This window comes from Burkholderia sp. BCC0506 (assembly GCF_902833145.1).
Lineage (GTDB): Bacteria > Pseudomonadota > Gammaproteobacteria > Burkholderiales > Burkholderiaceae > Burkholderia.
Genome location: NZ_CADFEN010000001.1, coordinates 699,026 through 722,905 on the forward strand (window position 1 = coordinate 699,026; position 23,880 = coordinate 722,905).

A 23,880-nucleotide genomic window follows, 5' to 3' on the forward strand; every position below is an offset into this window, starting at 1 on the left:
GGAGACCCGCCCCATGCCGACCGCCCTGCCCGACCGTCTCGAACCCGGCCGCAGCTATCCGCTCGGCGCGACCTGGGACGGCCTCGGGACCAACTTCGCGGTATTTTCCGCGCACGCGCAGCGCATCCAGCTGTGCGTGTTCGATCCGACCGGCCGCAAGGAACTCGCGCGCCTCGACCTGCCCGAATGCACCGACGAGGTGTGGCACGGCTACCTGCCGAACGCGCATCCGGGCACCGTGTACGGGTTTCGCGCGGACGGCCCGTACCAGCCGCAGCACGGCCATCGCTTCAATCCGACCAAGCTGCTGCTCGACCCGTACGCGCGCAAGCTGGTCGGCCAGTTCCGCTGGTCCGACGCGCTGTTCGGCTATCGCGTGCATTCGAACCGGGCCGACCTGTCGATGGACCGCCGCGATTCGGCGCCCGCGATGCCGAAAGCCGTGGTCGTCGACGAAGCGTTCGACTGGAGCAACGACCGCCGCCCGAACGTGCCGTGGCGCAGCACCGTGATCTACGAAACCCACGTGCGCGGCGCGTCGATGCGCCGCGCCGGGCTGCGCCCACCGGAGCGCGGCACGTTCGCGTCGCTCGCGCATCCGGCGTTCGTCGATCACCTGCTGTCGATCGGCGTGACGACGGTCGAGCTGCTGCCGATCCATGCGTTCCTGCAGCAGCGCGAACTCGTGAAACGCGGGCTGCGCAACTACTGGGGCTACGACACGGCCGCGTTCTTCGCGCCGGAACCGTCGTATCTGACGACGCGGCGGCTCGACGAAATGCGCATCGCGGTGCGCCAGCTGCATGCGGCCGGCATCGAGGTCGTGCTCGACGTGGTCTACAACCACACGTGCGAAGGCAACCAGCTCGGGCCCACGCTGTCGTGGCGCGGCCTCGACAACGCGAGCTACTACCGGCTGCTGCCCGACGACCCGCGTTACCACGTCGACGAAACCGGCTGCGGCAACACGCTGAACATGTCGCATCCGCGCGTCGTGCAGATGGTGATGGATTCGCTGCGCTACTGGGCCACCGCGTTCAACATCGACGGCTTCCGCTTCGATCTCGGCGTGACGCTCGGCCGCGAGGATCACGGCTTCGAGCCCGGTGCGGGGTTCTTCGACGCGTTGCGGCAGGACCCGGTGCTCGCGCAGCGCAAGCTGATCACCGAGCCGTGGGATCTCGGCCCCGGCGGCTATCAGCTCGGCCGCCATCCGCCCGGCTTCGCCGAATGGAACGACCGGTTTCGCGACACCGTGCGGCGCTTCTGGCGCGGCGACGCGGGCCAGCGGCCGGAGCTGGCCGCGCGCCTGTCGGGCTCGGCCGACCTGTTCAACCACGGCCGGCGCCGCACGTGGGCATCGGTCAATTTCGTCACCGCGCACGACGGCTTCACGCTGGCCGACCTCGTGTCGTATGCGGGCAAGCACAACGACGCGAACGGCGAGGACAACCGCGACGGCCGCGACGACAACTGCAGCGCGAACTGGGGCGTCGAAGGCGCGACCGACGACGCGGCGATTCGCGACGTGCGCGCGCGCGTCGCCCGCTCGATGCTCGCGACGCTGTTCACCGCGCTCGGCACGCCGATGCTCGTGGCCGGCGACGAATTCTGCCGCACGCAGCAGGGCAACAACAACGCGTATTGCCAGGATAACGAACTATCGTGGCTCGACTGGGATCTGGCCGGCAGCGAGGAAGGCGTGCAGATGACCCGTTTCGTGTCGCGGCTCGCCGCGCTGCGGCGCATGTATCCGGTGATGTCGGCGCCGCGCTACCCGTCGGGCGACCGCGACGGCGCGCCGGGCATGCGCGAGATCGAGTGGTTCGACGAACGCGGCGACGCGCTCAGCGTGCCCGCGTGGGAAGACGGCGAACGCCGCGCGCTGACGATGCGGCGCGTCGGCACCGGCCGCACCGGCCGCACCGAGGCGTTGCTCGTGATGCTGAACGCGTCGGCCGGCACGATCAGGTTCAAGCCGCCCGCGCCCGTGCTCGATTACCGGATCCTGCTCGACACCGCGACACCCGACGCCGGCCCGCGCTCGTGGCCGGAAGCCGGTCTCGACGTCGCCGCGCATGCGGCCGCGATCGCGGTCGCGGCCGTGCCGCCGCCCGATCAGTCTTCCGGAGGACCGCCATGACTTCCCGTTCCGCCCGCCCCACCGGCACGCATGCATTCGAATCGTCGTTCGGCGCGACCTGCGTCGATGCCGACCACACGCGCTTCCGGCTGTGGGCGCCCGCGTGCCGCACCGCCGCCGTCGAGCTGCAGGACGAAGGCGGTCGCGCGACGCCGATGACGCCGGCCGGCGACGGCTGGTTCGAGACGGTCGCGCCGTGCGGCGCCGGCACGCTGTACCGCTACGTGCTCGACGGCACGCTTGCGGTGCCCGATCCCGCGTCGCGCTTCCAGCCGTACGACGTGCACGGCCCGAGCCAGGTCGTCGATCCCGGCGCGTACCGCTGGCGCCACGACACGTGGCGCGGCCGCCCGTGGCACGAGACGGTGCTGTACGAACTGCACGTCGGCGCCTGCGGCGGCTACGCGGCCGTCGAGCGGCGGCTGCCGGCGATCGCCGAACTCGGCGTGACCGCCGTCGAGCTGATGCCCGTCAACGCATTCCCCGGCGCGCGCAACTGGGGCTACGACGGCGTGCTGCCGTTCGCGCCCGATGCGTCGTACGGGCGGCCCGAGGAACTGAAATCGCTGGTCGACACCGCGCACGGGCTCGGGCTGCAGGTGTTCCTCGACGTCGTGTACAACCACTTCGGCCCCGACGGCAACCTGCTGCCGCGCTACGCGCCCGGATTCTTCCGCGCGGACCGGCAGACCGCGTGGGGGCCGGCGATCGACTTCTCCCGCCCGCAGACGAGCGCGTTCTTCCTCGACAACGCGCTGTACTGGCTCGACGAATACCGTTTCGACGGGCTGCGCATCGACGCCGCGCACGCGATCGACGACGACGCGTGGCTGCGCGCGCTCGCACGCCGCGTGCGGGCATACGCGGGCGACGCGCGCCACGTGCATCTCGTGCTGGAAAACGAGCGCAATACCGCGAGCCTGCTCGGCCCCGGCGGCTTCGACGCGCAATGGAACGACGACTTCCACAACAGCGCGCACGTGCTGCTGACCGGCGAGCGCGACGGCTACTACCGCGCGTACGCCGATGCGCCGCTGCGCCATTTCGCGCGCACGCTCGGCGAAGGCTTCGCGTACCAGGGCGAACCGTCGCCGCTGCACGACGGCGCGCCACGCGGCGAGCCGAGCGCGCACCTGCCGCCGAGCGCGTTCGTCGTGTTCCTGCAGAACCACGACCAGATCGGCAACCGCGCGTTCGGCGAGCGGCTGCGCGCGCTCGCGAACGACGACGCGGTGCGCGCGGCCACCGCGCTGATGCTGCTCGCGCCGTCGATCCCGCTGCTGTTCATGGGCGAGGAAGACGGCAGCACGCAGCCGTTCCAGTTCTTCACCGACTATCGCGGCGCGCTCGCCGACGCGGTGCGCGAAGGCCGGCGCCGCGAGTTCGCCGCGTTTCCCGCGTTCGCCGACGCCACGCATCGCGACGCGATTCCCGACCCGAACGAGATCGCGACCTTCGTGCGCTCGTCGTCGCACCATCCGCCCGACGAGTCGTGGCCCGACGCGGCCGCCTGGCGGCGCTTCTACCGCAGCGCGCTGGCCGTGCGCGCGGCGCTCGTGACGCCACACCTGGCCGGCGCACGCGCGCTCGGCGTCGACCTGCTCGCGGGCGACGGCGATCCGCCGGCACTGGTCGCGCGCTGGCGCCTCGGCGACGGCAGCACGCTGACGATCGCGCTGAATCTCGGCTCGCACGACGCGACGCTGCCCGCGCTGCCGGCCGGCAAGATCGTGTTCGAGACGCCGCCGCGAGCGCGCGACCGGCTGCCCGGCGGGCACGTGCCGCCGCGTGCGTGCATCGCGTGGCGCGACGGCGCGGTCAACCAGGATGCGCGGCATCACCGCGCGAACGGACGGAGCAACGGATGACAACCGACGTCCCGATCGCGGTGCTCGCCCGTGCGGCCGGCCTGGAACCCGAATGGACCGACGCGGGCGGCGGCGCGCGGCGCGTGGACGACGACGCGCTCGTCGCGCTCGTCGACGCGCTCGGCTGGCCGTGCGGCACGGCGATCCAGCGGGTCGACAGCGCGGCGGCGCTCGCCGATGCGAACGCGTCGCCGCCGCGTACCGTGACCGGCGACGCCGGCCTGCCGCTGACGCTGCCCGCGAGCGTCGCGTCGCCGGGCGCGCGCTTCCGGATCTCGCTCGAAAGCGGCGGGCACGTCGATGGTCGCGTGGGCGGCGCGGGCGAACACGGCACGCTGCCGCCGCTCGCGATGCCCGGCTATCACGCGCTCGACGTCGGCGAGCAGCGCATCGGGCTCGCGATCGCGCCGCCGCGGGCGCAGCCGTTCGACGCGCTCGCCCGCACCCGCGACGCGAGCCGCCGCTGGGGCATCGCGGCGCAGCTCTACAGCCTGCGCCGCAGCGGCGACGACGGCGCGGGCGATTACACGGCGCTCGCGCGGCTCGCCGCGCACGCGGCGCGACACGGCGCGCAGGCGGTGGCGATCAGCCCGACGCACGCCGGCTATCCGGCGCTTCCCGCGCACGACAGCCCGTATTCGCCGTCGTCGCGCCGCTGGCACAACGTCGCGTATCTCGACTGCGATGCGGTGCCGGGCGCCGGCGCCGCGTCTCGCGCATCCGCCGCCGCGGACGACGCCGCGCTGATCGACTGGCCCCGCGTGCTGCCGATGAAGCTGCGCCGCCTGCGCGCATGCTTCGACGCATGGCGCGCCAGCGACGATCCGTCGCGCGACACGTTCCAGCGGTTTCGCGCGGCGGGCGGTGCCGCGCTCGACGCGCATGCGCGCTTCGATGCGCTGCAGGCGTTCTGCATCGAGCACGGGATCGGCGCGGACTGGCGGCAGTGGCCCGCGCCGTGGCGCATGCCGGGATCGGCGGAAGTCGACGCGTTCGCGCACGCGCATGCCGACACGATCGCGTTCCACACCTTCCTGCAATGGTGCGCGTCGCGCGCGCTAGGCGATACGCAGCACGCGGCGCGCGGCGCCGGCATGGCGACCGGCCTGATCGCCGATCTCGCGGTCGGCTCGGATCGCGCCGGCAGCGACGCGTGGGCGCACGGCACGACGCTGCTGCGCGGCGTGTCGCTCGGCGCGCCGCCCGACCTGTTCAATGCCGCCGGCCAGGCGTGGGGCGTGACGACCTGGACGCCCGCCGCGCTGCGCGCCGACGGCTTCGTGCCGTTCATCGAGCTGCTGCGCGCGGCGTTCGCGCACGCGGGCGGCATCCGCATCGATCACGTGCTCGGCTTCGCGCGGATGTGGATCGTGCCGGACGGCGGCTCGCCGCGCAGCGGCGCGTACCTGCGCTATCCGCTCGACGATCTGGTGCGGCTCGTCGCGCTCGAAGCCGCCCGCCATCGCGCGATCGCGATCGGCGAGGATCTCGGCACCGTGCCGCCCGGGTTGCGCGAGCGGCTCGGCGCGCAGGGCATCGCGGGCATGCGCGTGCTGTGGTTCGAGCGCGATGCGGATGGCGCGTTCCGGCCGCCGTCCGCGTGGGATCGCGACGCGATCGCGACGACCTCGACGCACGATTTGCCGACCGTGGCCGGCTGGTGGCGCGGCGTCGATCTCGCGTGGCGGCGCGTCGCGGCCGAGGCCGAAGCCGCGAAGCGGCGCGACGACACGCCGCCGCGCGACGTGGCCGCACCGGCGCCGGACGACGCGAGCGCGCACGATTCGGACGAGATCGTGCAAAGCATGGCGTACGGCCACGACACCGTGCAGGGCCCCGAACCGAATCGCTCGACGCCTCCGCCGGCGTCGCCGCCCGAGTTGCTCGCCGCTCACGCGGAACGCGCCACCGAGCGCGCGGCGCTGTGGCGCGCGCTGCAGCAGGCCGGGTGCGTGCCGGCCGGCGCCGCGGTGCCGCCGGCCGACATGCCGCCGGTGAACGCCGTCCTGGAATACGTCGCGGGCAGCCCGTCGCCGCTCGCGCTGCTGCCGCTCGAGGATCTGCTCGCGCTCGACGCGCAGCCGAACCTGCCTGGGCCGCCGTGCGGCCACCCGAACTGGCGGCAGCGACTGCCGCGCGCGATCGACGCGCTGTTCGACGCCGACGTACGCACGCGCATCGCCGCCGTCGTGCAGGCGCGCCGCTCGCGGGAGCGCCGCCCATGACCCCGCGCGCGACGCTGCGTCTGCAGCTGCATGCGGGCTTCACGTTCGACGACGCGGCCGCGCACGCCGACTACTTCGCGCGGCTCGGCGTGAGCCACCTGTACCTGTCGCCGGTCACGACGGCCGAGCCCGGCTCGCTGCACGGCTACGACACCGTCGACTACGGCACGCTCGGCGCGGAACTCGGCGGCGAAGCCGGCTTCATGCGGCTCGTCGACGCGCTGCGCGCGCGCGGCCTCGGCATCATCGTCGACGTCGTGCCGAACCACATGGGCGTCGGCGGGTCGTCGAACGCCTGGTGGAACGACGTGCTCGAATGGGGGCCGGCGAGCCCGTACGCGCGCAGCTTCGACATCGACTGGCATCCGCCCGATCCCGCGCTCGACGGCAAGGTGCTGCTGCCGTGCCTCGGCGCGCCGTACGGCGATGCGCTCGCGGCCGGCGACATCACGCTGCGCGCCGATCCGGCCACGGGCCGCTTCACGATCGCGTGCCCCGGGCGGCAACTGCCGGTCGCCGCCGCCACCTACGCGGAGATCCTGCGCATCGCGAACCGCGCGGACCTGAACGCGCTCGCCGAGCGCTTCGACGCCGCGCCCGCACGCGGCAGCGCGCGGCTCGCCGCCGCCCACGCGGCGCTGCGCGATCATGCGGCCGCGCACGGCCCGCACGCGCTCGACGCGGTATTGCGCGGCGCCGATCCGCGCCGCGCCCGCTCGCGCGCGTGCCTGCACCGGCTGCTCGAACGCCAGCACTACCGGCTCGCGTGGTGGCGCACGGCCGCCGACGAGCTGAACTGGCGGCGCTTCTTCGACATCGCGACGCTCGCGGCCGTGCGCGTCGAAGACGACGCGGTGTTCGACGCCGTGCATGCGCTGCCGCTGCGCCTCCATGCGGCCGGGCTCGTCGACGGCGTGCGCGTCGATCACGTCGACGGGCTCGCCGATCCGCGCGCGTACTGCCGGCGGCTGCATGCGCGGCTCGCCGCGCAACGCGACGCGCGGCCGTTCATCGTCGTCGAGAAGATCCTCGCACCCGGCGAGGCGCTGCGCGCCGACTGGGGCGTCGACGGCACGACCGGCTACGACTTCATGAACGACGTCGGCGCGCTGCTGCACGACCCGGCCGGCGCCGAACCGCTCGCCGCGCACTGGGCGGCCGTATCGGGCTCGTCGCGCACGTTCGCGCAGGAAGCGCTCGACGGCAAGCGGCGCGTGCTGATGCGCCAGCTCGCCGTCGAGCATGCGCGGGTCGCACGGTTGCTGCACGGAATTGCACGGGCATCGCCCGCGACGCGCGACGTGAGCCTGGTCGCGATCCGGCGCGTGCTCGGCGAACTCGCGGTGCGGCTGCCCGTGTACCGGATGTATCCGGCGCGGGGCGAGGAGCCGGCCGACGCCGATCGCCGCGTGCTCGCGCATGCCTACGACGGCGCGTACGCGGCGGTCGATCCGGCCGACCGGTTCGCGCTCGAACGCGTCGCCGCATGGCTCGGCTTGCCGGTCGTGCGCGTGCCGCGCGCGAACGCCGATGCGCTCGTCGCGGCGCGCATCGCGTTCGCGCAGCTCACCGCGCCGCTCGCCGCGAAGGGCGTCGAGGATACGGCCAACTACCGCTACGGCCGGGTGCTGTCGCGCAACGAGGTCGGCGCCGACGCCGGCGACTTCAGCCTGTCGCGCGGCGCGTTCCATGCGCGCAACCGGCGCCGCGCGCGCACCGTGCCGCACGGGCTCGTTGCCACGGCCACGCACGATCACAAGCGCGGCGAGGACGCGCGAGCGCGACTCGCGGTATTGAGCGAAGTGCCCGATGCATGGCGCGCGGTGTCGCTCGACTGGTCGGCGCTGAACGGGCCGCATCGCGGCGGCGCGCACCGCGACCTCGCGTGGACGCCCGGGCCGGCCGCCGAGGCGATGCTGGTCCAGACGCTCGTCGGCTGCTGGCCGCCGACGCTCGCGCCCGACGACGCGGCCGGGCTCGACGCGCTCGCGACGCGCGTCGTGCAGTGGCAGACGAAGGCGCTGCGCGAAGCGAAGCAGTACACCGACTGGCTCGCGCCCGAACCGGATTACGAGCGCGGCTGCGAAGCGTTCGTCCGCGCGATCCTGACGCCGCGCGGCGCGGGCGATTTTCCGCATCGGTTGCATGCGTTCGTCGCGCGGATCGCGCCGGCCGGCGTCGTCAACAGCCTCACGCAGACGACGCTGCGGATCGCGTCGCCCGGCGTGCCCGATCTGTATCAAGGTACCGAGTCGTGGGATCACTCGCTCGTCGATCCGGACAACCGGCGCGACGTGCCGTTCGCGACGCTGGCGGCCGAACCGGTCGACGGGCCCGTTGCGTCGTATCTGCCGACGTGGCCCGATGCGCGCGTGAAGCGCGCGCTGATCGAGCGGATGCTGGCGCTGCGGGCGCGGTGGCCGGCGACGTTTGCGGACGGCGCGTACGTTCCGCTGCGGGTGCGCGGCAAGCTGGCGCGGCACGCGGTGGCGTTCGCGCGGTGCGACGACGCGGCGACCGTGGTGGTGGTCGCGACGCGCCTCGCGTGCCGGTTGCTGGGCGACGCGCCCGGGCTGCCGCGCGTCGAGCCGGCGCAATGGGGCGATACGGCGGTGGTGCTGCCGCGCGGGGTTGAAGGGCCGTGGGACGACTGGCTGAATGCGAGCGACGCGATCGACGCGCCGGACGGTGCGCTGCCGCTCGATCGCTGTCTGGCCGAATTACCTGTGGCGGTGCTCGTCGCGGCGCGGCGCGGGAATTGACGCCGACGTCCGGCGGCCACACGCCCCGCGTCACCGAAATCGATTGTGTGCAAAACGTAAATGATCGATCTTGCCCACGCGTAATCGAATTTTCACGAAAACGGCCGATCGAAAACGATCCTGCGCAGTCGACGAAAGGCGTCGACACCTCACGACCACTCCTCCGGCGGCATCTCGCCGCGGTCGTCTTCCCACAGCGGTTTTCCTGCCTCTTCCCCGCGGCTCGGCGTCACCGGGCCGTTTCCGCTCGAGCCGCCGTCGCCCCGCCCGGCCCGCCGCGCGCCGTCGCGCGGCACCGCCGCATGCGCACGGGCCCGCGTGCGCGTCGGCGTCACGGTCCGCTGCCCGCTGCTGCTGCGCTCGTCCATCGCTTCCGCGTCGTTCGTCTGTCGTCCGTTCGAAGCTGTCGCCATTCTGTTCTCCTGAGTCATCTCATCGAAACAAACCGGTCGCCCGAAGGCAGCAATTTCGATACCGTGCGGCGGGCAAGCGTCTTGCTACCCCGACTGGACCGAAACCGCTCCGGAGGTGACGATGCCGACGAACCGCAACACGCCGCCCGCCACACGCCGCCGTCTCGGCGGCTGGATGGCCAGCGAGGAATCGCACATGGCCGCGTTCCGCGAAAAAATCGCGAACGAAGCGCGCGCGCAGGCCGGCGACCGGCTGCGCACGCCGGCCGTGCAGGACCTCGCGCGGCTGTTCGACGACAACGCGGTGCTGCGCATGAACCTGACCCGCGCGATCGACGAAGCGCGCGAAGCGGGATACCGGCTCGGCTACGCGTCGATCGGCGAATTGATGACCGTGCTCGACCATCTGATGACGTACACGCCGCCGTTCAGCGAGGAAAGCCTGATCGTGTGCCCGCTGAACGCGTTCTTCGACTGGCCGATGTGCATGCCGTCGGGCCACGCGGTGTTTCGCGACGCGGCCGTCAACGCGCAATTGAAGCGCGTGCTGAACGTGTGGTGCGACTTCCTCGGCGGCCCGCATTCGCGCGCGCATCTCGACACGGCCGCGCCCGACGGCTGGTTCTGCGACGCAGCGCGCCAGCGCCTCGGGCTGTCGCAGTTCCAGTATCGCGAGGACCAGCCGCACTGGGGCTTCGATTCGTGGAACGACTTCTTCACGCGGCGCTTTCGCGACGGCGCGCGGCCCGTCGCGGCGCCCGACGATCCGCACGTGATCGTCAGCGCGTGCGAAGCCGCGCCCTATCACACCGAATCCAACGTGAAGCTGCGCGACACGTTCTGGATCAAGTCGCAGCCGTACTCGCTGCGCGACCTGTTCACGCCCGCATCGCTGTCGCTCGCCGAGCGCTTCGTCGGCGGCGACGTCTACCAGGCCTACCTCAGCGCGTACAACTACCACCGCTGGCACGCGCCGGTGCGCGGCGTCGTCACGCATGCGTACCGGGTGGACGGCACCTACTACTCGGTCGCCGAAGCGGAAGGCCCCGACCCGGCCGGGCTCAACGACTCGCAGGGCTACATGACGTCGGTCGCCGCGCGCGCGGTGGTCGCGATCTCGAGCGACGATCCGGGCCTCGGCACCGTGGCGGCCGTGTTCGTCGGGATGGGCGACGTGTCGTCGTGCGTGATCGAGGTCGTGCCGGGCCAGCGCGTCGACAAGGGCGACGAGATCGGCTACTTCCAGTTCGGCGGCTCGACCTACTGCCTGCTGTTCGAGCCGGGCGTGATCGACCGCTTCCTGTACGCGCCGCCGTTCGAAGGCCGGCCGCCCGTCGTGCAGGTCAATGCATCGGTCGCGATCGCGCGGTGAGCACCGCGTGCGCCGCGTGCGTCATGCGTCCGTCACGTCGGCGGCGTCGTTCAGGTCGATCGCTCGCGGCGCGGCAGCGTCATGGCGCTGCACGCACCGCAGCATCGACAGTCCGTCGGCCGTCAGGGCGGGCCGGTGCGCGCCCGACGCGGCGTCGCGCTCCATCACGATCAGGTGTTGTTCGACGAGCGCGACGACATCGTCGCGGTCGATCTGGATCTGTTCCGGTGCGTGATGCGCGAGGAACAGTGCGGCAAATTCGTGGGCGGTCAGCATGCTCGTTTCCCCGTTGACGGCTACGCACGACGCGACAGCGGCGTCGCATCGGCCCGCGGCGCGAATCGTGCGCCGGTGACGTAACGAGCATGCAGGGATCGTGCCAATCGATCCCGTCCAACCGGTGTCCGCCCGGTGCGCGCGCCGCGCGATGTGGCACCGTGCGGGGCGGGTCGGCCGCTGCAAAGTTTTCAACGGCATGTAAGGGCTGGCAGGCGGACGCGACCGCGACAGATGCACGGGACCGCACCGAAAATTCGCCCCCGCTCGCGCCCGCTCACGGCCGCCGCGCGCGAAACGATCCGGCCCGCCTTCGCCCGGCCGGCGCACGGAAATACCCGCTGTGGAGCACCACTTCGTCGTTGCCGCTCGCCAGCACGTCCGCGCACGCGGCTTCGATACGTTCGCGGCCATGCTCGAACGCGTCGCGCAGGTCGGCTTCCAGCGCGGAGCGCGCGCCGAAATGATCTTCGAGCGCCTCCACGGTGATCGCGCAAGCCAGCGGCGCACCGTCGACGTCGACGACGAAGCGCAACTGCAGCGCCGCGCCGTCGAACGTCGGCGGTTCGTCGGTGAGCGTCACGGGGCGCGGGGCATCGGCCGTCATCGGCTCATGCTCCCCGCGCAGCGAGACGCTCGACCAGCGCGCCGTTGAACGCGGGCAGGTCGGCCGGCTTGCGGCTCGTGATCAGGTTGCCGTCGCGCACGACTTCCTCGTCCACCCACTTGCCGCCCGCGTGACGGATATCGTCCTGCAGGCTCGGCCAGCTCGTCATCGTCTTGCCGTCGACGAGCCCGGACGACACGAGCAGCCAGCCGCCGTGGCAGATCGCCGCGATCGGCTTGCCGGCGCCGGCGGCCGCCGTCACGAATTCGCGTGCGGCCGGCACCATGCGGATCGCATCGCCGTTGATGACGCCGCCGGGCAGCACGACCGCGTCGTAGTCGCCTTCGCGCGCATCGTCGAACGTGCGGTCCACCTTCACGCGCTCGCCCTTGTCGACGTGCCGGAAGCCCTGGATTTCGCCGCGCTTTTCCGAAATCACGTCCACCTGCGCGCCTTCGGCCGCGAGCGCGCGCTGCGGTTCGACGAGTTCGGCTTCCTCGAAACCGTCGACCGCGAGAATCGCTACCTTGCAATGATCCAGCCTGCCGCTCATGAATGCCTCCGTGGATAGGGTTGGGACGGCACGCGTCGTACCGTGCCGGTCGCCGAGCAAGCGCCGTTCCGGCCGCGCCCGCCGCTGCGCGCCGGCGCGCGCCGGCTCATGCACGGACGAGCCGTCGGGGAACGACCCGCGATCGCGCCCGGTCGGCGCGTGCGCGCAGCGGCCCGGCCCGCGCCCGGCTGCAAAGATTTCAACGGGATGTAACGCGACGCCGTGCGCCGCCGCGACGCGATTACTGCAGGTGACGCACGGAATCGAGCATCGCGTCGGTCAGTTCGATCGTCAGCGTCAGGTTCTCGTCGGTATCGGGCAACTGCTCCAGCGTCTGCTGCACGGCTTCGTGCAGCATCGCATGCACGCGCATGCGCGCGCCGTCGTCGAGATCCGCGTAGCGTTCCATCGTCGAGCATTCGAGCGCGAGCACGACCGAATGCCGGGCCGCCTCCGGCGGCGCATCGACGGCATTCGCCCACGCCGCATGGAACATGACCCTGCCCGTTTCGACGTCCACGTGGACCGTCGTGTCGAGATCGTCCGTGTCGCTGGCATCGCCGTCGATCTCGTCGTGCTCCAGGAAAATCCGGGAATTCGATTGCATGATGTCCTCCTGCGTGGTGGCGGCGCGCCCGTGCCGGGCAACGGCGCCGCCATCGCGCCGTGCCGGCCGCGCCGGCACGACACCGTCAATAACCGCTCGAACCGCCGCCCGTCCCGCCGGCCCCGCCGCCGCCCGTGCCGGTCGAACCCGGCGAGCCGCCGTTGCCGGCGCCCGTACCGCCGGCGCCGCCCGAGCCCCCCATGCCGCCGGCCCCGCCCGCGCCGCCGGAGCCGCCGCCGACGCCGCCGCCGGTGGTGCCGCTACCGCCCTCGCCCGCGCCGTTCGGGCCGCCGCCCGGCTTCACGTGGCCGGCCGACCCGCTGTGCGAACGCATGCCGTGGTGCTTCGTGCCGTGCCGCTGCGTCCCCGCCGGCGGAGGCGGCGCGGCCGTATTGCCGTTGGCGCCCGGCGTCGACATGTCCATCGACGGGTTCGGTGCGCCGGTGCCCTCGTCCGAACGCTGCGAGTTCTGCGCCCACGCGGCCGGCGCGGCCGCGACGATCGCGACGGCCGCGCAGGCGAGCACGTGCCGCGCGACACACTTCGATTCGAATGCTGATTTCATGGCGTTTTCTCCCTATGGATGATCGCGTGATGGAATGTCCTGCTCCGACCTTTCAGCAAGGCCCATGCCGTCGTCGGCGACGGGCGCGACGCGGCACGCGATTTGCGTCCCCCTTTTGCGCACGACTGTCCTGCGACCCCATACGGAGCCCTCTGCCTCATGCCTTCCGCTTCCGCTTCCCACGCACACGGCAAGCGCCATACGCGCCGCCCCGGCCGCGCGCGCAGCGCCCATCCGGACCACCGCAAGCGCTGGTCCGGCGAAGTCACGCAAAAAAGCGATGCGCTCGACATCGAACGCGACATCTTCAAATCCGACGATCCGGCGGCGATCGCCGCGTCGCTGAAGCGCTCGGCCGAACACAGCCGCCGCCGCAAGGCGTCGCCGTTCCAGTCGGCGATGTCGATGCTGAACTTCTACGTGAACCGCGCGGGCCGCAACCTGCCGAAAACGCGCCGCGCGACACTCGAGCGCGCGAAGCGCAAGCTGCGCGAGGCGTTCGGCCGCAAGCCCTGACGGGCGGCGCGCCGCCTTCATCCCCCTGCTGCGATCGCACGCATGCACGAAACGCTCTGGTATCTCATCATCGGCGCGGTGCTGCTGGGCATGGGTGTCGCGACGTCCGCGCTGCGCCACCTGCCATGCAGCACCGCGATGATCTATCTGGTGCTCGGCGTCGCGCTCGGCCCGACGGGCGCCGGCCTGCTGCATCTCGACCTCGAACGCGACGGCCCGCTGCTGCGCGAGATCGTCGAAGTCGCGCTGCTCGTGTCGCTGTTCGCGATCGGGCTGCGGCTGCGCGTGCCGCTGTCCGACAAGCTGTGGCTGGTGCCGTGCCGGCTCGGGCTGCTCGCGATGGTCGTCACCGTGCCGCTGCTCGCCGCGTGCGCGGTGCTCGCGCTGGGCCTCGACTGGGGGCCGGCGCTGCTGCTCGCGGCGATCCTCGCGCCGACCGACCCGGTGCTCGCGCACGACGTCCAGGTGCACGATCCGGGCGATCGCGACCTGGTGCGCTTCGCGTTGTCCGGCGAGGGCGGGATGAACGACGGGATCGCGCTGCCGTTCGCGCTCGCGGGGCTCGCGCTGTGCGGCGCACCGGGCGCGACGCACGGCATCCCGCCGCTGTCCGGCACGTTCGCGCTGGTCGCGCTGTGGGGCATCGCGGGCGCGGCCGCGATCGGCGGCGGCCTCGGCTGGATCACGACGAAGACGATCGGCTGGCTGCGCACGCGCCACGCGCAGGCGCTCGGCCTCGAAGGCTTCTTCGCGCTGGCGCTGATCGTGCTGTCGTTCGGCGCCGCGCAGCTCGCGCACACGTTCGGCTTCATCGCGACGTTCGCGGCCGGCGTCGCGATGCGGCGCGTCGAGCATCGCGCGAGCGGCGACCGCCCGCCGCGCGAAGTGATCGGCCAGATCGATTCGGAAGACGTCGTCGCGACCGAGAAGCATCCGGAAAAGGCGCATGCGTTCATGGCCGAATCGGTGCTGGGCTTCACGATCGAGCTCGAACGGATCGCCGAGGCGATCGTGATGACGATGGTCGGCAGCGTGCTCGCGACGCTGCCCGGCCCGCTGCTCACGTGGGGCGCCGCCGCGCTGGCCGCCGTGCTGTTCGTCGCCGTGCGCCCGCTCGCGGTGCTGGTCACGCTCATCGGCTCGCGCGCGACGCATGCGCAGCGGCGGCTGATGGCGTGGTTCGGCATCCGCGGGATCGGCTCGTTCTACTACCTGCTGTTCGCGCTCGAGCACGGGCCGTCCGACGCCGTGCGCCCGCTCGCGGCGCCGGTGCTGGCCGTCGTGTCCGCCTCGGTGGTCGCGCACGGGATTTCCGCGACGCCGCTGATGAACTGGTATTACCGGCTGCAGCAGCATCGACGCTGACGGTTCATGCGTCGGCGTCGAGCCGCGCGCGCATCGCCGCGGTGATGCGCTGGCGCGCCTTCGCATAACCTTCCCACGGGTCGCGCTTCAGCCCGTCCAGCCGTTCGTGCAGCGTGTCGATCGTCCATTGCGCGCCGCCCGTCGTCTCGGGCACCTCGTCCCACTCGAGCGGTACCGATACGCCCATGCCGGGCCGCGCGCGCACCGAATACGCGGCGATCGTGCTTGCGCCGCGCCCGTTGCGCAGATAGTCGACGAAGATCTTGCCGCGCCGGTGGCGCGGCCCCATCGTCGCGGTGAAACGCTCGGGCAGCGTGCCGGCCACGTGCTGCGCGACCGCGCGCGAAAAGTCCTTCACGTCGTCCCAGCCCGCATGCCGCGTGAGCGGCACGACGACGTGCAGCCCCTTGCCGCCGCTCGTCTTGCAGAACGACACGAGCCCGAGTTCGTCGAGCAGCCCGCGCACGAGCTGCGCGGCGTCGATCATCGTGCGCCACGGCAGCGCCGGATCGGGATCGAGGTCGAACACGATGCGGTCGGGCCGCTCGATGTTCGACGCGTGCGCATTCCACGTGTGCAGCTCGACCGTGCCCATCTGCGCGGCGCCGAGCAGCGCGTCGACGCTGTCGATCGACAGCAGCGGCCCGTGGCCGGGGTCGAGCCCTTCGTGCTGCGTGACGAACGGAATCTCGCGGCGCTCCGCGTGCTTCTGGAAGAACAGTTCGCCGGCGATGTCGTCCGGCGCGCGCACCAGCGAGACGGGGCGGCCTTTCAGGTCGGGCAACAACCACGGCGCGACCCACTGCCAGTAACGCGCGAGATCGATCTTGCGCGTGCCGCTTTGCGGGTCGAGCACGCGCTCGGGATGCGTGACGCGTACGCGCCCGATCCGGTCGGGGCCGGACGCGTCGCCTTTGGTGCGGGCGGCTGCACGGGCAGGCGCGGCGCGCTTGCGATCGGCGGTTTCGCCCGCGGCGTGCGACGCGCGCCGGCGTTTGTCGTCGTGGGTGGTCGGGCGTTGATCCATCGTCACCTCCGTTTCCGTGTGTTTCGGCATCTCGCGGACGATCTGCTCCGCCGGCTTGTCCTCGCGCAGCGCGATGAACGCGGCCTGCCGCACGATCCCGTCGCCGGTCCATTCGGCGAATTCGCATTCGGCGACGAGCGTCGGCTCGACCCAGTGCACGCGCGTGCGCGTGCGCTCGCGCGGCGGCGCATCGAACGGCATCGTGTCGCGTTCGTGCTTGCGCAGGATCGCGGCGAGCCGGTCGAGCATCCGCGCGTCGAAGCCGGTGCCGACGCGGCCGACGTAGCGCAGCGGCCCGGGCCCGCGCCGCCGTTTGCCGGCCGGAGGCGGTTCATGCACGCCGAGCAGCAGCGCGCCGAAGCCGTGCCGGCTGCCCGACGGCTCGGTAAAGCCGCCGATCACGAACTCCTGCCGGCGCCGGCATTTGAGCTTGATCCACGCGGGCGACCGGCCGGCGCGGTAGCGCGATTCCGCGCGCTTGCCGATCAGCCCTTCGAGGCCGGTATCGCACGCGCTCGCGATCAGCGACGCGACGTCCTCGCCGAGATCGGGCGAAAACCGCACGCGCGCCGGATCGCTGTTCGCGAGCAGCGGTTCGAGCAGCGCGCGGCGATCGGTGAGCGACGCGTCGCGCAGGTCGTATCCGTCGAGATAAGGCAGATCGAACACGAAGAAGGTGATCGCGTCCGAGCGGTCCGTGCCGAACGCGTTCTGCAGTGCCTGGAAATCGGGCAGGCCGTTTTCGCCGAGCACGACGGCTTCGCCGTCGAGCCACGCGTCGTCGACGTCGAGCGCCGCGAGCGCGTCGCGCTGCGCGCGCAGCTTCGCGGTCCAGTCGCGGCCTTCGCGCGTCATCAGCGTGACGCGCCGGCGCGTGCCCTTGCCGGCAATGCGCGCGAGGATCCGGTAACCGTCGAACTTCAGTTCGTAGCACCAGCCGCCCTGCGTCGGCGGGGCGTCGACCAGCGTCGCGAGTTGCGGCGCGACGCGCTCGGGCAGCGGCGCGCGCACCGCCCCTTCGACTTGCGACGGGGCGGCCGGGCGGCGGCTTTCGTCGCCTTCGTGTCGCGCGTGATGCGCATCGCCGTTCGCGCCCGTCGAGCCGCCGCGTCGCGTCGCACGCTTGCGCGCCGCGCCGTTGGACGCACCGTCGTGCACGCTGCCCGGCCGCTCGCCGACCACGTCGAATTCGTCGGCGCTGCGCGCGTCGTCGTCGCGTTCCTTGATCAGCAGCCACTGCTCCTGGCGCCCTTCCTGCCGCCCGCTGCGCACGAGCGCCCAGCCGCCGTGCAGCTTCTCGCCGTCGAGGCGGAACGTCAGCTTGCCCGCCCGATAGCCTTCGCGGGCCTGCGCGAGGCCGCCGTCGGGCGTCCACGTGCCTTCGTCCCAGACGACGACCGACCCCGCGCCGTAATGCCCGGCCGGAATCTCGCCTTCGAACGCCGCATATTCGAGCGGATGGTCCTCGACATGCACCGCGAGCCGCTTCACCTGCGGATCGAAGCTCGGCCCCTTCGGCACGGCCCACGATTTCAGCGTGCCGTCGAGTTCGAGCCGGAAGTCGTAGTGCAGCCGGCGCGCGTGGTGCTCCTGGATCACGAAGCGCAGCGGGCGCCGTTCGCGTGCGGCGGGCTTCGCCTTCGGCTTGCTTTGCGCTTTCGTATCGGCCTTCGCGCGACGCTTGCCGTGCGCCCCTTCGGGCTCGGGCGTCGCGCCGAAATGGCGTTTGCGGCGATACGGATCGAGCTTGCCGGCCATCGCGTCACCTCGTCGGAATCGGAATCGACGCCATCGACGTCACGCCGCATGCTTGCGGCGCGCGGCGGTTTTCTTCGCCGCGGCGTCGCCGGCCGCGCCGCGTTTCGCGGCCGTCCGCTTCGCCGCGGTTTTCGTCGCCGCACCTTTCGATGCGGATTTCGATGGCGGCTTGCGGCGCGCGCCGCTTCGCGACGACGACGCCTCGTCCGCCTCTTCGCCGCGCTCCTCGCGCAAATCGGCCGCGCGCGCACCGGCGCCGCCCTTCAGGCTGCGCTTGAGCAGCTCGGTGAGATCGACCACGTTGGTCGCCGCGCGGCCGGTCTGCGCGGGCCGGTCCTCGATCTCCTCGATCTTGCCCGCGCGCACCTTGCGCTCGACCAGTTCGAGGATGTCGTCGCGGAACGTGTCGTGATATTCGTCGGGCGTCCATGTGCCGGACATGTCGTCGATCAGCTTCTTCGCCATCCCGAGTTCGCGCGCGGTGACGCCCGCGCGCTTCGCGTCGTCGGCCGGCACCGACAGCTCGTCGAGCGGGCGCAGTTCCTCCTGCCAGCGCAGCGTATCGAGCGCGAGCATCGGCCCGACCGGAATCAGCGCGCCCAGATGCTGGCGGTCGCGCATCACCACGAGCGCGATGCCGATCTTGCCGCTGTCCTTCAGCGCGTCGCGCAGCAGCGCATAGACCTTCTCGCCCTTGCGGTCCGGCACCAGGTAGTACGGCGTGTCGAGATAGAGAAACGACACGGCGTCCTCGTCGACGAAGGTCAGGATGTCGACGGTCTGCGTCGATTCCGGATTCGCCGCGCGAATCTCTTCGTCGGTCAGCACGACGTAACGCTCCTTCTCGTACTCGTAGCCGCGCACGATGTCCTCGCGCGTGACTTCCTTGCCGGTGCGCTTGTTGATCTGCCGATAGCCGATCGGGTCCATCGAACGCTTGTCGAGCATCCGGAACGACGGCTTCACGGTGCGCGTCGCCGGAAACAGCTGCACCGGCACGTGCACGAGCCCGAAGCTGATCGCGCCTTTCCATATCATCCGCGGTGCCATGCTGTTCCTCCTTGCCGGGTGCGCGCCCGCCCGCCGGCAGGCGCGCCGTACCGCGAGCCGCTGTCGGCCCTATGCCGGCAGCTCCGCCGCCTGCTGTTCGCGCGCCCACACGCGATGCTGACCGAGGTAATCCGACAGCGTGTTCAGCACCGCGTCGAGATCGACGGCCTGCCCGACGCACACCCCTTCGGCCGGATCCGGCAGGTGCGCGGCGCTGAGCAGTTGCCGCCCCGAGCCGACGGCCGCGATCGGCTTCAGGTGCTTGAACGCCTCGCGCACGAAATGGCGGGCGTCGGCGCTGTGCGCGAGATCGCGGCCGTCGCCGTCGCCGCCGCACACGAACACCGCGTCGAACATCACCGACGGCATGCCGACGAGCGTTGCTTCCGGCACGAGGCCGCCGATCGGCGCGAGCGTCGGCGCGACGAGCGTCGGCACCGCGTGCGCGGCCTGCAACGCATCGCGCACCTGCTCGACCAGCACCGGGTTCACGCCGGGCGTCGCGATCAGCGCGATCTTGCGCGAGCGGATACCGGGCTTCGCGCGGCCGATCAGGCTCAGCGCGGGCGAGGGTTGCGGGACGGCCGGCGTCGCGGCCGCCTGCGGCGCGGGCAGCCCGAGCCGTTCGGCGACCTGCGCGGCGAGCCCCGCGTCGAAGCGCGCGATGATCTCGTTGACCACCCGCTCGCGAATATGCGGCTGCGTCACCTTGCCGAGTTCGAAGCAGTACGCGTCGCGGATATGCCGCTGCTCGACGTCGGTCATGCTCTGGTAGAACAGCGCGGCCTGCGAGAAATGGTCGGCGAACGATTCGCTGCGCACGCGCACCTTGTGGCCCTCGAGCGGCTCGGGCACGGTCTCGAACCCGCCGCCGGACGGCGCGGGCGGCGTCTCGCGCGGCCAGCCGCCGCTCGTCGAATTCGGCTCGTACGACGCCTGTCCGACGTTGATCGTCTGACGGTGCAGCGCGTCGCGCTGGTTGTTCGCGAACGGGCACACCGGCCGGTTGATCGGAATCTCGTGGAAATTCGGGCCGCCGAGCCGGCTCAACTGCGTATCGGTGTACGAGAACAGCCGCCCCTGCAACAGCGGATCGTTCGTGAAATCGATGCCCGGCACCACGTGGCCCGGGTGAAACGCGACCTGCTCGGTCTCCGCGAAGAAGTTGTCGGGGTTGCGGTTCAGCGTCATCCGGCCGATCGGCCGCACCGGCACGCGTTCTTCCGGCACGAGCTTGGTCGGATCCAGCAGGTCGAAGTCGAATGTGTCCGCGTCGGCCGGGTCGATCATCTGCACGCCCAGCTCGAACTCCGGATAGTCGCCGCGCTCGATCGCCATCCACAGGTCGCGCCGGTTGAAATCCGGGTCGTGGCCGGCGATGCGCTGCGCTTCGTCCCACAGCAGCGAATACGCGCCGCTCACCGGGCGCCAGTGGAATTTCACGAAGCGCTCGACGCCGGCCGCGTTCACGAAGCGGAACGTGTGCACGCCGAAGCCGTCCATCGCGCGATAGCTCGCCGGCAGCGCGCGGTCCGACATCAGCCACAGCACCATGTGCGCGGTTTCCGGCACCAGCGACACGAAATCCCAGAACGTGTCGTGCGCGGACGCGCCGGTCGGCATCTCGTTCGGCGCCTCGGGCTTCACCGCATGCACGAAGTCGGGAAACTTGATCGCGTCCTGGATGAAGAACACCGGCATGTTGTTGCCGACGAGATCGTAGTTGCCCTCCTCGGTATAGAACTTCACCGCGAAGCCGCGCACGTCGCGCACGGTGTCGGACGACCCGCGCGGCCCCTGCACGGTCGAGAAGCGCACGTATACGGGCGTTTCGGCCGCCGGGTCCTGCAGGAACGCGGCCTTCGTATAGTCGGCCATCGGCTCGTACACGCGGAACACGCCGTGCGCGCCCGAGCCGCGCGCGTGCACCACCCGCTCCGGAATGCGCTCGTGATCGAAATGCGTGATCTTCTCGCGCATGATGAAGTCTTCGAGCAGCGACGGGCCGCGCGCGCCGCCGCGCAACGTGTTCTGGTTGTCGGCGATCCGCACGCCCTGGTTGGTGCGCAGCGCCTCGCCGTCGGGCCGCGCACGGTTCGCTTCGAGCTGACGCGATTTCGCGCTGTCCTGCGGCTGCGTCGGTGGCGTGTAGCCGGCGGATGGGGGAGTCGTCATCGTCAGGTGTCCTCGTGGCATTCGGTAGGGAACCGCCGCCGCGCGGCGCCGGCGCGCGTGCGGACGGCAGGGAGAGCCGGCCCGCCGCGCGACGCGTGCGCGGGCCGGTGCGGCATCAGGGCGCGCGCAGCGCCGCGTCGAATTCGGCGGCCGTCACGTCGAGCGCCACGTTGCATTCGATCGCGGCGTCCTCGACGCGCGGCTTGTGCTCGTCCACCGCGCGCCGCGCGCGGTCGCACAGCTGCGTGCGCACGCGCAGCCGGTCGGCCGTGTCCAGCATCGCGTAGCGTTCGATCACGTCCGCGTCGAACCGCATGTCGACCGAGCAGCGCCATTGGCGCGCGTCCTCGTCGGACGGCACGCGCACCCACGTCACGTTGATCGTCAGCCGCCCGGACGCGTCGTCCGCATGCACGACGACGGTCGACTGCGACGGAAAACCGATCGCGAGCGCGTGCTCGAGTTCCGCGACGCGCTGCGCCCGGTCGGGCGTGGCCGTCATCGGCGCACGACCCCCAGCAACAGCGTGACCAGGAAGATCACGACGAAGATGTAGAACAGGATCTTCGCGATCTCGGCCGCGCCGGCGGCGATGCCGCCGAACCCGAACACGGCCGCGATGATCGCGATGATGAAGAAGATGATGGCGTATCGAAGCATGGAACCCTCCTGGATGACAGCGGTCGTCACTAAACGTCGGCGGCGCTCACGCATCGTGCTTGTGTTTCGGTTTGCCGCGCGTGGGCGTGGAAGCCATTTTCTCGAGCTCTTTCTCGCTCATCGACTTGGCCATCGATTTCGACGGCGGTTTGAGATCCTTCATTTTCGTGTCGCCGCGCTTGGCCGATAGCGCGGCCCCGGCGGCGCGCTGCTGGGCCTGGGATTTGGCTGGCATGATTGCGCTCCTCTCGTTGGCGCGCGAGCCGACCCGGACGCGCCGGCTCGCGCGTGGTTGGAACAGTGGGCCGTCACGCGGCGTCGCGGCGCCGCAGGTCGGCCGGCGGAATCTTCATCGCCTGGCGATACTTCGTCACCGTGCGACGCGCAAGAAGGATGCCGCGGCCCGCGAGGTTTTCCGCGAGCGCGACGTCGGACAGCGGATCGGTATGGCGCTCGGCCGCGATCATGTCGCGGATCAGCACCTTCGCGGCCGAGGCCGAACACACGCCCTTGCCGGCCGCCTCGAGCTTGCGCGGGAAGAAATGCTTGAATTCGAACGTGCCGTGCGGCGTGGCCATGTACTTGTTGCCGGTCGCGCGCGATACCGTCGATTCGTGCAGGTCGAGCTCTTCCGCGATGTCGCGCAGCACCAGCGGCTTCATCGCGATCTCGCCGTAGCGGAAGAAATCGCGCTGCCGCGCGACGATGCATTCGCCCACGCGCTGAATCGTGTCGAAACGCTTCTGCACGTTGCGGATCAGCCAGCGCGCTTCCTGCAGTTGCTGGCCGAGCGGCGAGTCGCGCTCGCCGCTCGACTGCGCGAACAGGGTCGCATAGCGCTCATGCAGCCGCGCGCGCGGCAGCACGGCCGGATTGATCGTCACGATCCATTCGTCGCGCACCTGGCGCACGATCACGTCGGGCACCACGTAGTCGCCGCGCGTGCTGCCGTAGTGATTGCCGGGGCGCGGGTCCAGCCCGCGCACGAGGGCGCAGGCGGCCTGCAGCGTCTGCTGGTTGCAGCCGAGGCGCCGCTGGATCTCGGCCGTCTCGCGGCGCGCGAGCCGCTCCAGATGCTCGCGCGCGATCGCCTTCGCTTCCGCGAGCGCCGGCGTGCCGGCCGGAATCGCATCGAGCTGCAATACGAGACATTCGGACAACGAACGGGCGGCGATGCCCGGCCGGTCGAGCATCTGCACGAGCCGCAGCGCGACCGCGAGATCCTGCTCCGACAGCAGCCATGCCGGATCGGCGGCGACCAGCAATTCGGGAAGCGCCTGACGCAGGTAGCCGTCGTCGTCCAGCGCGTCGATCACGAGACGCGCGGCTTCGCGATCGCGCTTGTTGAGCGGATAGAGCCGCAGCGCATCGTGCAGTTGCTGATGCAGCGACGGCTCGGCGGCGATCCATTCGCCGGGCGACAGACCATCGGTGTCGTCGCCCTGGCGGCTCGTGCCGCGCGGCGCGGGGGCCGCGGTAAATGGCACCTCGCCATCCGGCGGACGGATGTCGTCGTGCTCGGACGCCGCTTCCGGCGCGGCCGCTTCGGTCGGCTGCTCGGGCGTGGCGGCGACGGATTCCTCGTCGCCCTGGCCGTCTTCGAGAAACGGGTTCATGTCGAGCGCCTGACGCAATTCCTGTTGAAACTCGAGCGAGGACAACTGCAGCAGCCGCAGCGACTGCTGAAGCCTCGGCGTAAGTGCGAGATGCTGTCGCATCTGCAGCGCAAGCGAGACGGGCATCGAAAGCCTCCTGACGGTTCGGTTCGCGGGTTCGCGGTAGGTCTTCTACCGGACGTCACGCAGCTTCCGTGCCAGTCCTGCAAAGCGTGCTGCGGCGCGGCTCTCCGGGGTTCGTACCCCGTCTCGCCACGCGCGAAAACCGCTTTTTTACAAGGCCGGGGCAAGTTAGGGGGCACGTATTTCGCTCGCGGGAAGC

Annotated in this window: 20 protein-coding genes; 7 read left to right on the forward strand and 13 right to left on the reverse strand. The window is 71.4% G+C overall.

What is annotated here, in order from left to right; all coding sequences use genetic code 11:
• Positions 1-13: 13 nt before the first annotated feature.
• From glgX to treY, 4 genes are read left to right on the forward strand one after another with little or no spacing between them, the layout of a single operon-like run.
• Complete coding sequence (gene glgX, locus HWX62_RS02970) at positions 14-2,143, forward strand: glycogen debranching protein GlgX (RefSeq protein ID WP_175929928.1); 2,130 nt, start codon at positions 14-16, stop codon at positions 2,141-2,143.
• Positions 2,140-4,011: a malto-oligosyltrehalose trehalohydrolase gene (treZ, locus tag HWX62_RS02975; protein ID WP_175929927.1), complete on the forward strand. Its 1,872-nt coding sequence runs from the start codon at positions 2,140-2,142 to the stop codon at positions 4,009-4,011. Before glgX ends, treZ begins: the two co-directional genes overlap by 4 nt.
• Positions 4,008-6,236 carry a 4-alpha-glucanotransferase gene (gene malQ / locus HWX62_RS02980; RefSeq protein WP_175929926.1) on the forward strand — a complete coding sequence of 743 codons (2,229 nt, stop codon included), beginning with the start codon at positions 4,008-4,010 and terminating at the stop codon, positions 6,234-6,236. Before treZ ends, malQ begins: the two co-directional genes overlap by 4 nt.
• A complete protein-coding gene (gene treY, locus HWX62_RS02985; RefSeq protein WP_175929925.1) occupies positions 6,233-8,998 on the forward strand; it encodes a malto-oligosyltrehalose synthase in 2,766 nt (921 codons plus the stop codon). Before malQ ends, treY begins: the two co-directional genes overlap by 4 nt.
• Positions 8,999-9,147: 149 nt before the next feature.
• On the opposite strand, the gene HWX62_RS02990 is transcribed toward treY, so the two are convergent.
• Positions 9,148-9,411: a hypothetical protein gene (locus HWX62_RS02990; RefSeq protein WP_175929924.1), complete on the reverse strand. Its 264-nt coding sequence runs from the start codon at positions 9,409-9,411 to the stop codon at positions 9,148-9,150.
• A 121-nt stretch (positions 9,412-9,532) separates the two neighbouring features.
• Between HWX62_RS02990 and HWX62_RS02995 the strand changes: the two genes are divergently transcribed.
• The gene (locus HWX62_RS02995) at positions 9,533-10,783 is read left to right on the forward strand and encodes a phosphatidylserine decarboxylase family protein (RefSeq protein WP_175929923.1); all 1,251 of its coding nucleotides are present in this window, start codon (positions 9,533-9,535) and stop codon (positions 10,781-10,783) included.
• A 21-nt stretch (positions 10,784-10,804) separates the two neighbouring features.
• Here the strand turns inward: HWX62_RS02995 and HWX62_RS03000 are convergent, their stop codons facing one another.
• The 5 genes from HWX62_RS03000 to HWX62_RS03020 all read right to left on the reverse strand — a co-directional run bounded on the left by HWX62_RS03000 (position 10,805) and on the right by HWX62_RS03020 (position 13,391).
• Complete coding sequence (locus HWX62_RS03000) at positions 10,805-11,059, reverse strand: hypothetical protein (RefSeq protein WP_175929922.1); 255 nt, start codon at positions 11,057-11,059, stop codon at positions 10,805-10,807.
• A gap of 277 nt (positions 11,060-11,336) precedes the next feature.
• A complete protein-coding gene (locus HWX62_RS03005; RefSeq protein ID WP_175929921.1) occupies positions 11,337-11,666 on the reverse strand; it encodes a DUF1488 domain-containing protein in 330 nt (109 codons plus the stop codon).
• Positions 11,667-11,670: 4 nt separating this feature from the next.
• Positions 11,671-12,219, reverse strand: coding sequence for a type 1 glutamine amidotransferase domain-containing protein (locus HWX62_RS03010; RefSeq protein ID WP_175929920.1), 549 nt, complete (start codon positions 12,217-12,219; stop codon positions 11,671-11,673).
• A gap of 241 nt (positions 12,220-12,460) precedes the next feature.
• Complete coding sequence (locus HWX62_RS03015; protein WP_175929919.1) at positions 12,461-12,826, reverse strand: DUF3022 domain-containing protein; 366 nt, start codon at positions 12,824-12,826, stop codon at positions 12,461-12,463.
• A gap of 85 nt (positions 12,827-12,911) precedes the next feature.
• Positions 12,912-13,391 carry a hypothetical protein gene (locus HWX62_RS03020; RefSeq protein ID WP_175929918.1) on the reverse strand — a complete coding sequence of 160 codons (480 nt, stop codon included), beginning with the start codon at positions 13,389-13,391 and terminating at the stop codon, positions 12,912-12,914.
• Positions 13,392-13,550: 159 nt separating this feature from the next.
• Here HWX62_RS03020 and HWX62_RS03025 point away from each other — a divergent pair, with 159 nt between their 5' ends.
• Positions 13,551-13,907, forward strand: coding sequence for a DUF3175 domain-containing protein (locus HWX62_RS03025; protein WP_175929917.1), 357 nt, complete (start codon positions 13,551-13,553; stop codon positions 13,905-13,907).
• A 42-nt stretch (positions 13,908-13,949) separates the two neighbouring features.
• The gene (locus tag HWX62_RS03030; protein WP_175929916.1) at positions 13,950-15,272 is read left to right on the forward strand and encodes a cation:proton antiporter; all 1,323 of its coding nucleotides are present in this window, start codon (positions 13,950-13,952) and stop codon (positions 15,270-15,272) included.
• 4 nt (positions 15,273-15,276) lie between these two features.
• Here the strand turns inward: HWX62_RS03030 and ligD are convergent, their stop codons facing one another.
• The 7 genes from ligD to HWX62_RS03065 all read right to left on the reverse strand — a co-directional run bounded on the left by ligD (position 15,277) and on the right by HWX62_RS03065 (position 23,684).
• Positions 15,277-18,057 carry a DNA ligase D gene (gene ligD, locus HWX62_RS03035; protein ID WP_175929915.1) on the reverse strand — a complete coding sequence of 927 codons (2,781 nt, stop codon included), beginning with the start codon at positions 18,055-18,057 and terminating at the stop codon, positions 15,277-15,279.
• Between the two features lie 39 nt (positions 18,058-18,096).
• Positions 18,097-19,107, reverse strand: a complete 1,011-nt coding sequence (locus tag HWX62_RS03040; protein ID WP_175929914.1) for a Ku protein — start codon at positions 19,105-19,107, stop codon at positions 18,097-18,099.
• A gap of 69 nt (positions 19,108-19,176) precedes the next feature.
• On the reverse strand, positions 19,177-21,282 hold the full coding sequence (gene katE / locus HWX62_RS03045; protein ID WP_175929913.1) for a catalase HPII: 2,106 nt from the start codon (positions 21,280-21,282) through the stop codon (positions 19,177-19,179).
• 115 nt (positions 21,283-21,397) lie between these two features.
• Positions 21,398-21,784: a DUF3022 domain-containing protein gene (locus tag HWX62_RS03050; RefSeq protein WP_175929912.1), complete on the reverse strand. Its 387-nt coding sequence runs from the start codon at positions 21,782-21,784 to the stop codon at positions 21,398-21,400.
• Positions 21,781-21,942 carry a DUF1328 family protein gene (locus HWX62_RS03055; RefSeq protein WP_006767422.1) on the reverse strand — a complete coding sequence of 54 codons (162 nt, stop codon included), beginning with the start codon at positions 21,940-21,942 and terminating at the stop codon, positions 21,781-21,783. Before HWX62_RS03055 ends, HWX62_RS03050 begins: the two co-directional genes overlap by 4 nt.
• Positions 21,943-21,988: 46 nt before the next feature.
• Entirely contained in the window at positions 21,989-22,177 is a 189-nt protein-coding gene (locus HWX62_RS03060; protein WP_011545556.1) for a DUF3008 family protein, read from the reverse strand.
• A gap of 73 nt (positions 22,178-22,250) precedes the next feature.
• Positions 22,251-23,684: an RNA polymerase factor sigma-54 gene (locus tag HWX62_RS03065; RefSeq protein ID WP_175929911.1), complete on the reverse strand. Its 1,434-nt coding sequence runs from the start codon at positions 23,682-23,684 to the stop codon at positions 22,251-22,253.
• Between the last annotated feature and the right edge of the window lie 196 nt (positions 23,685-23,880).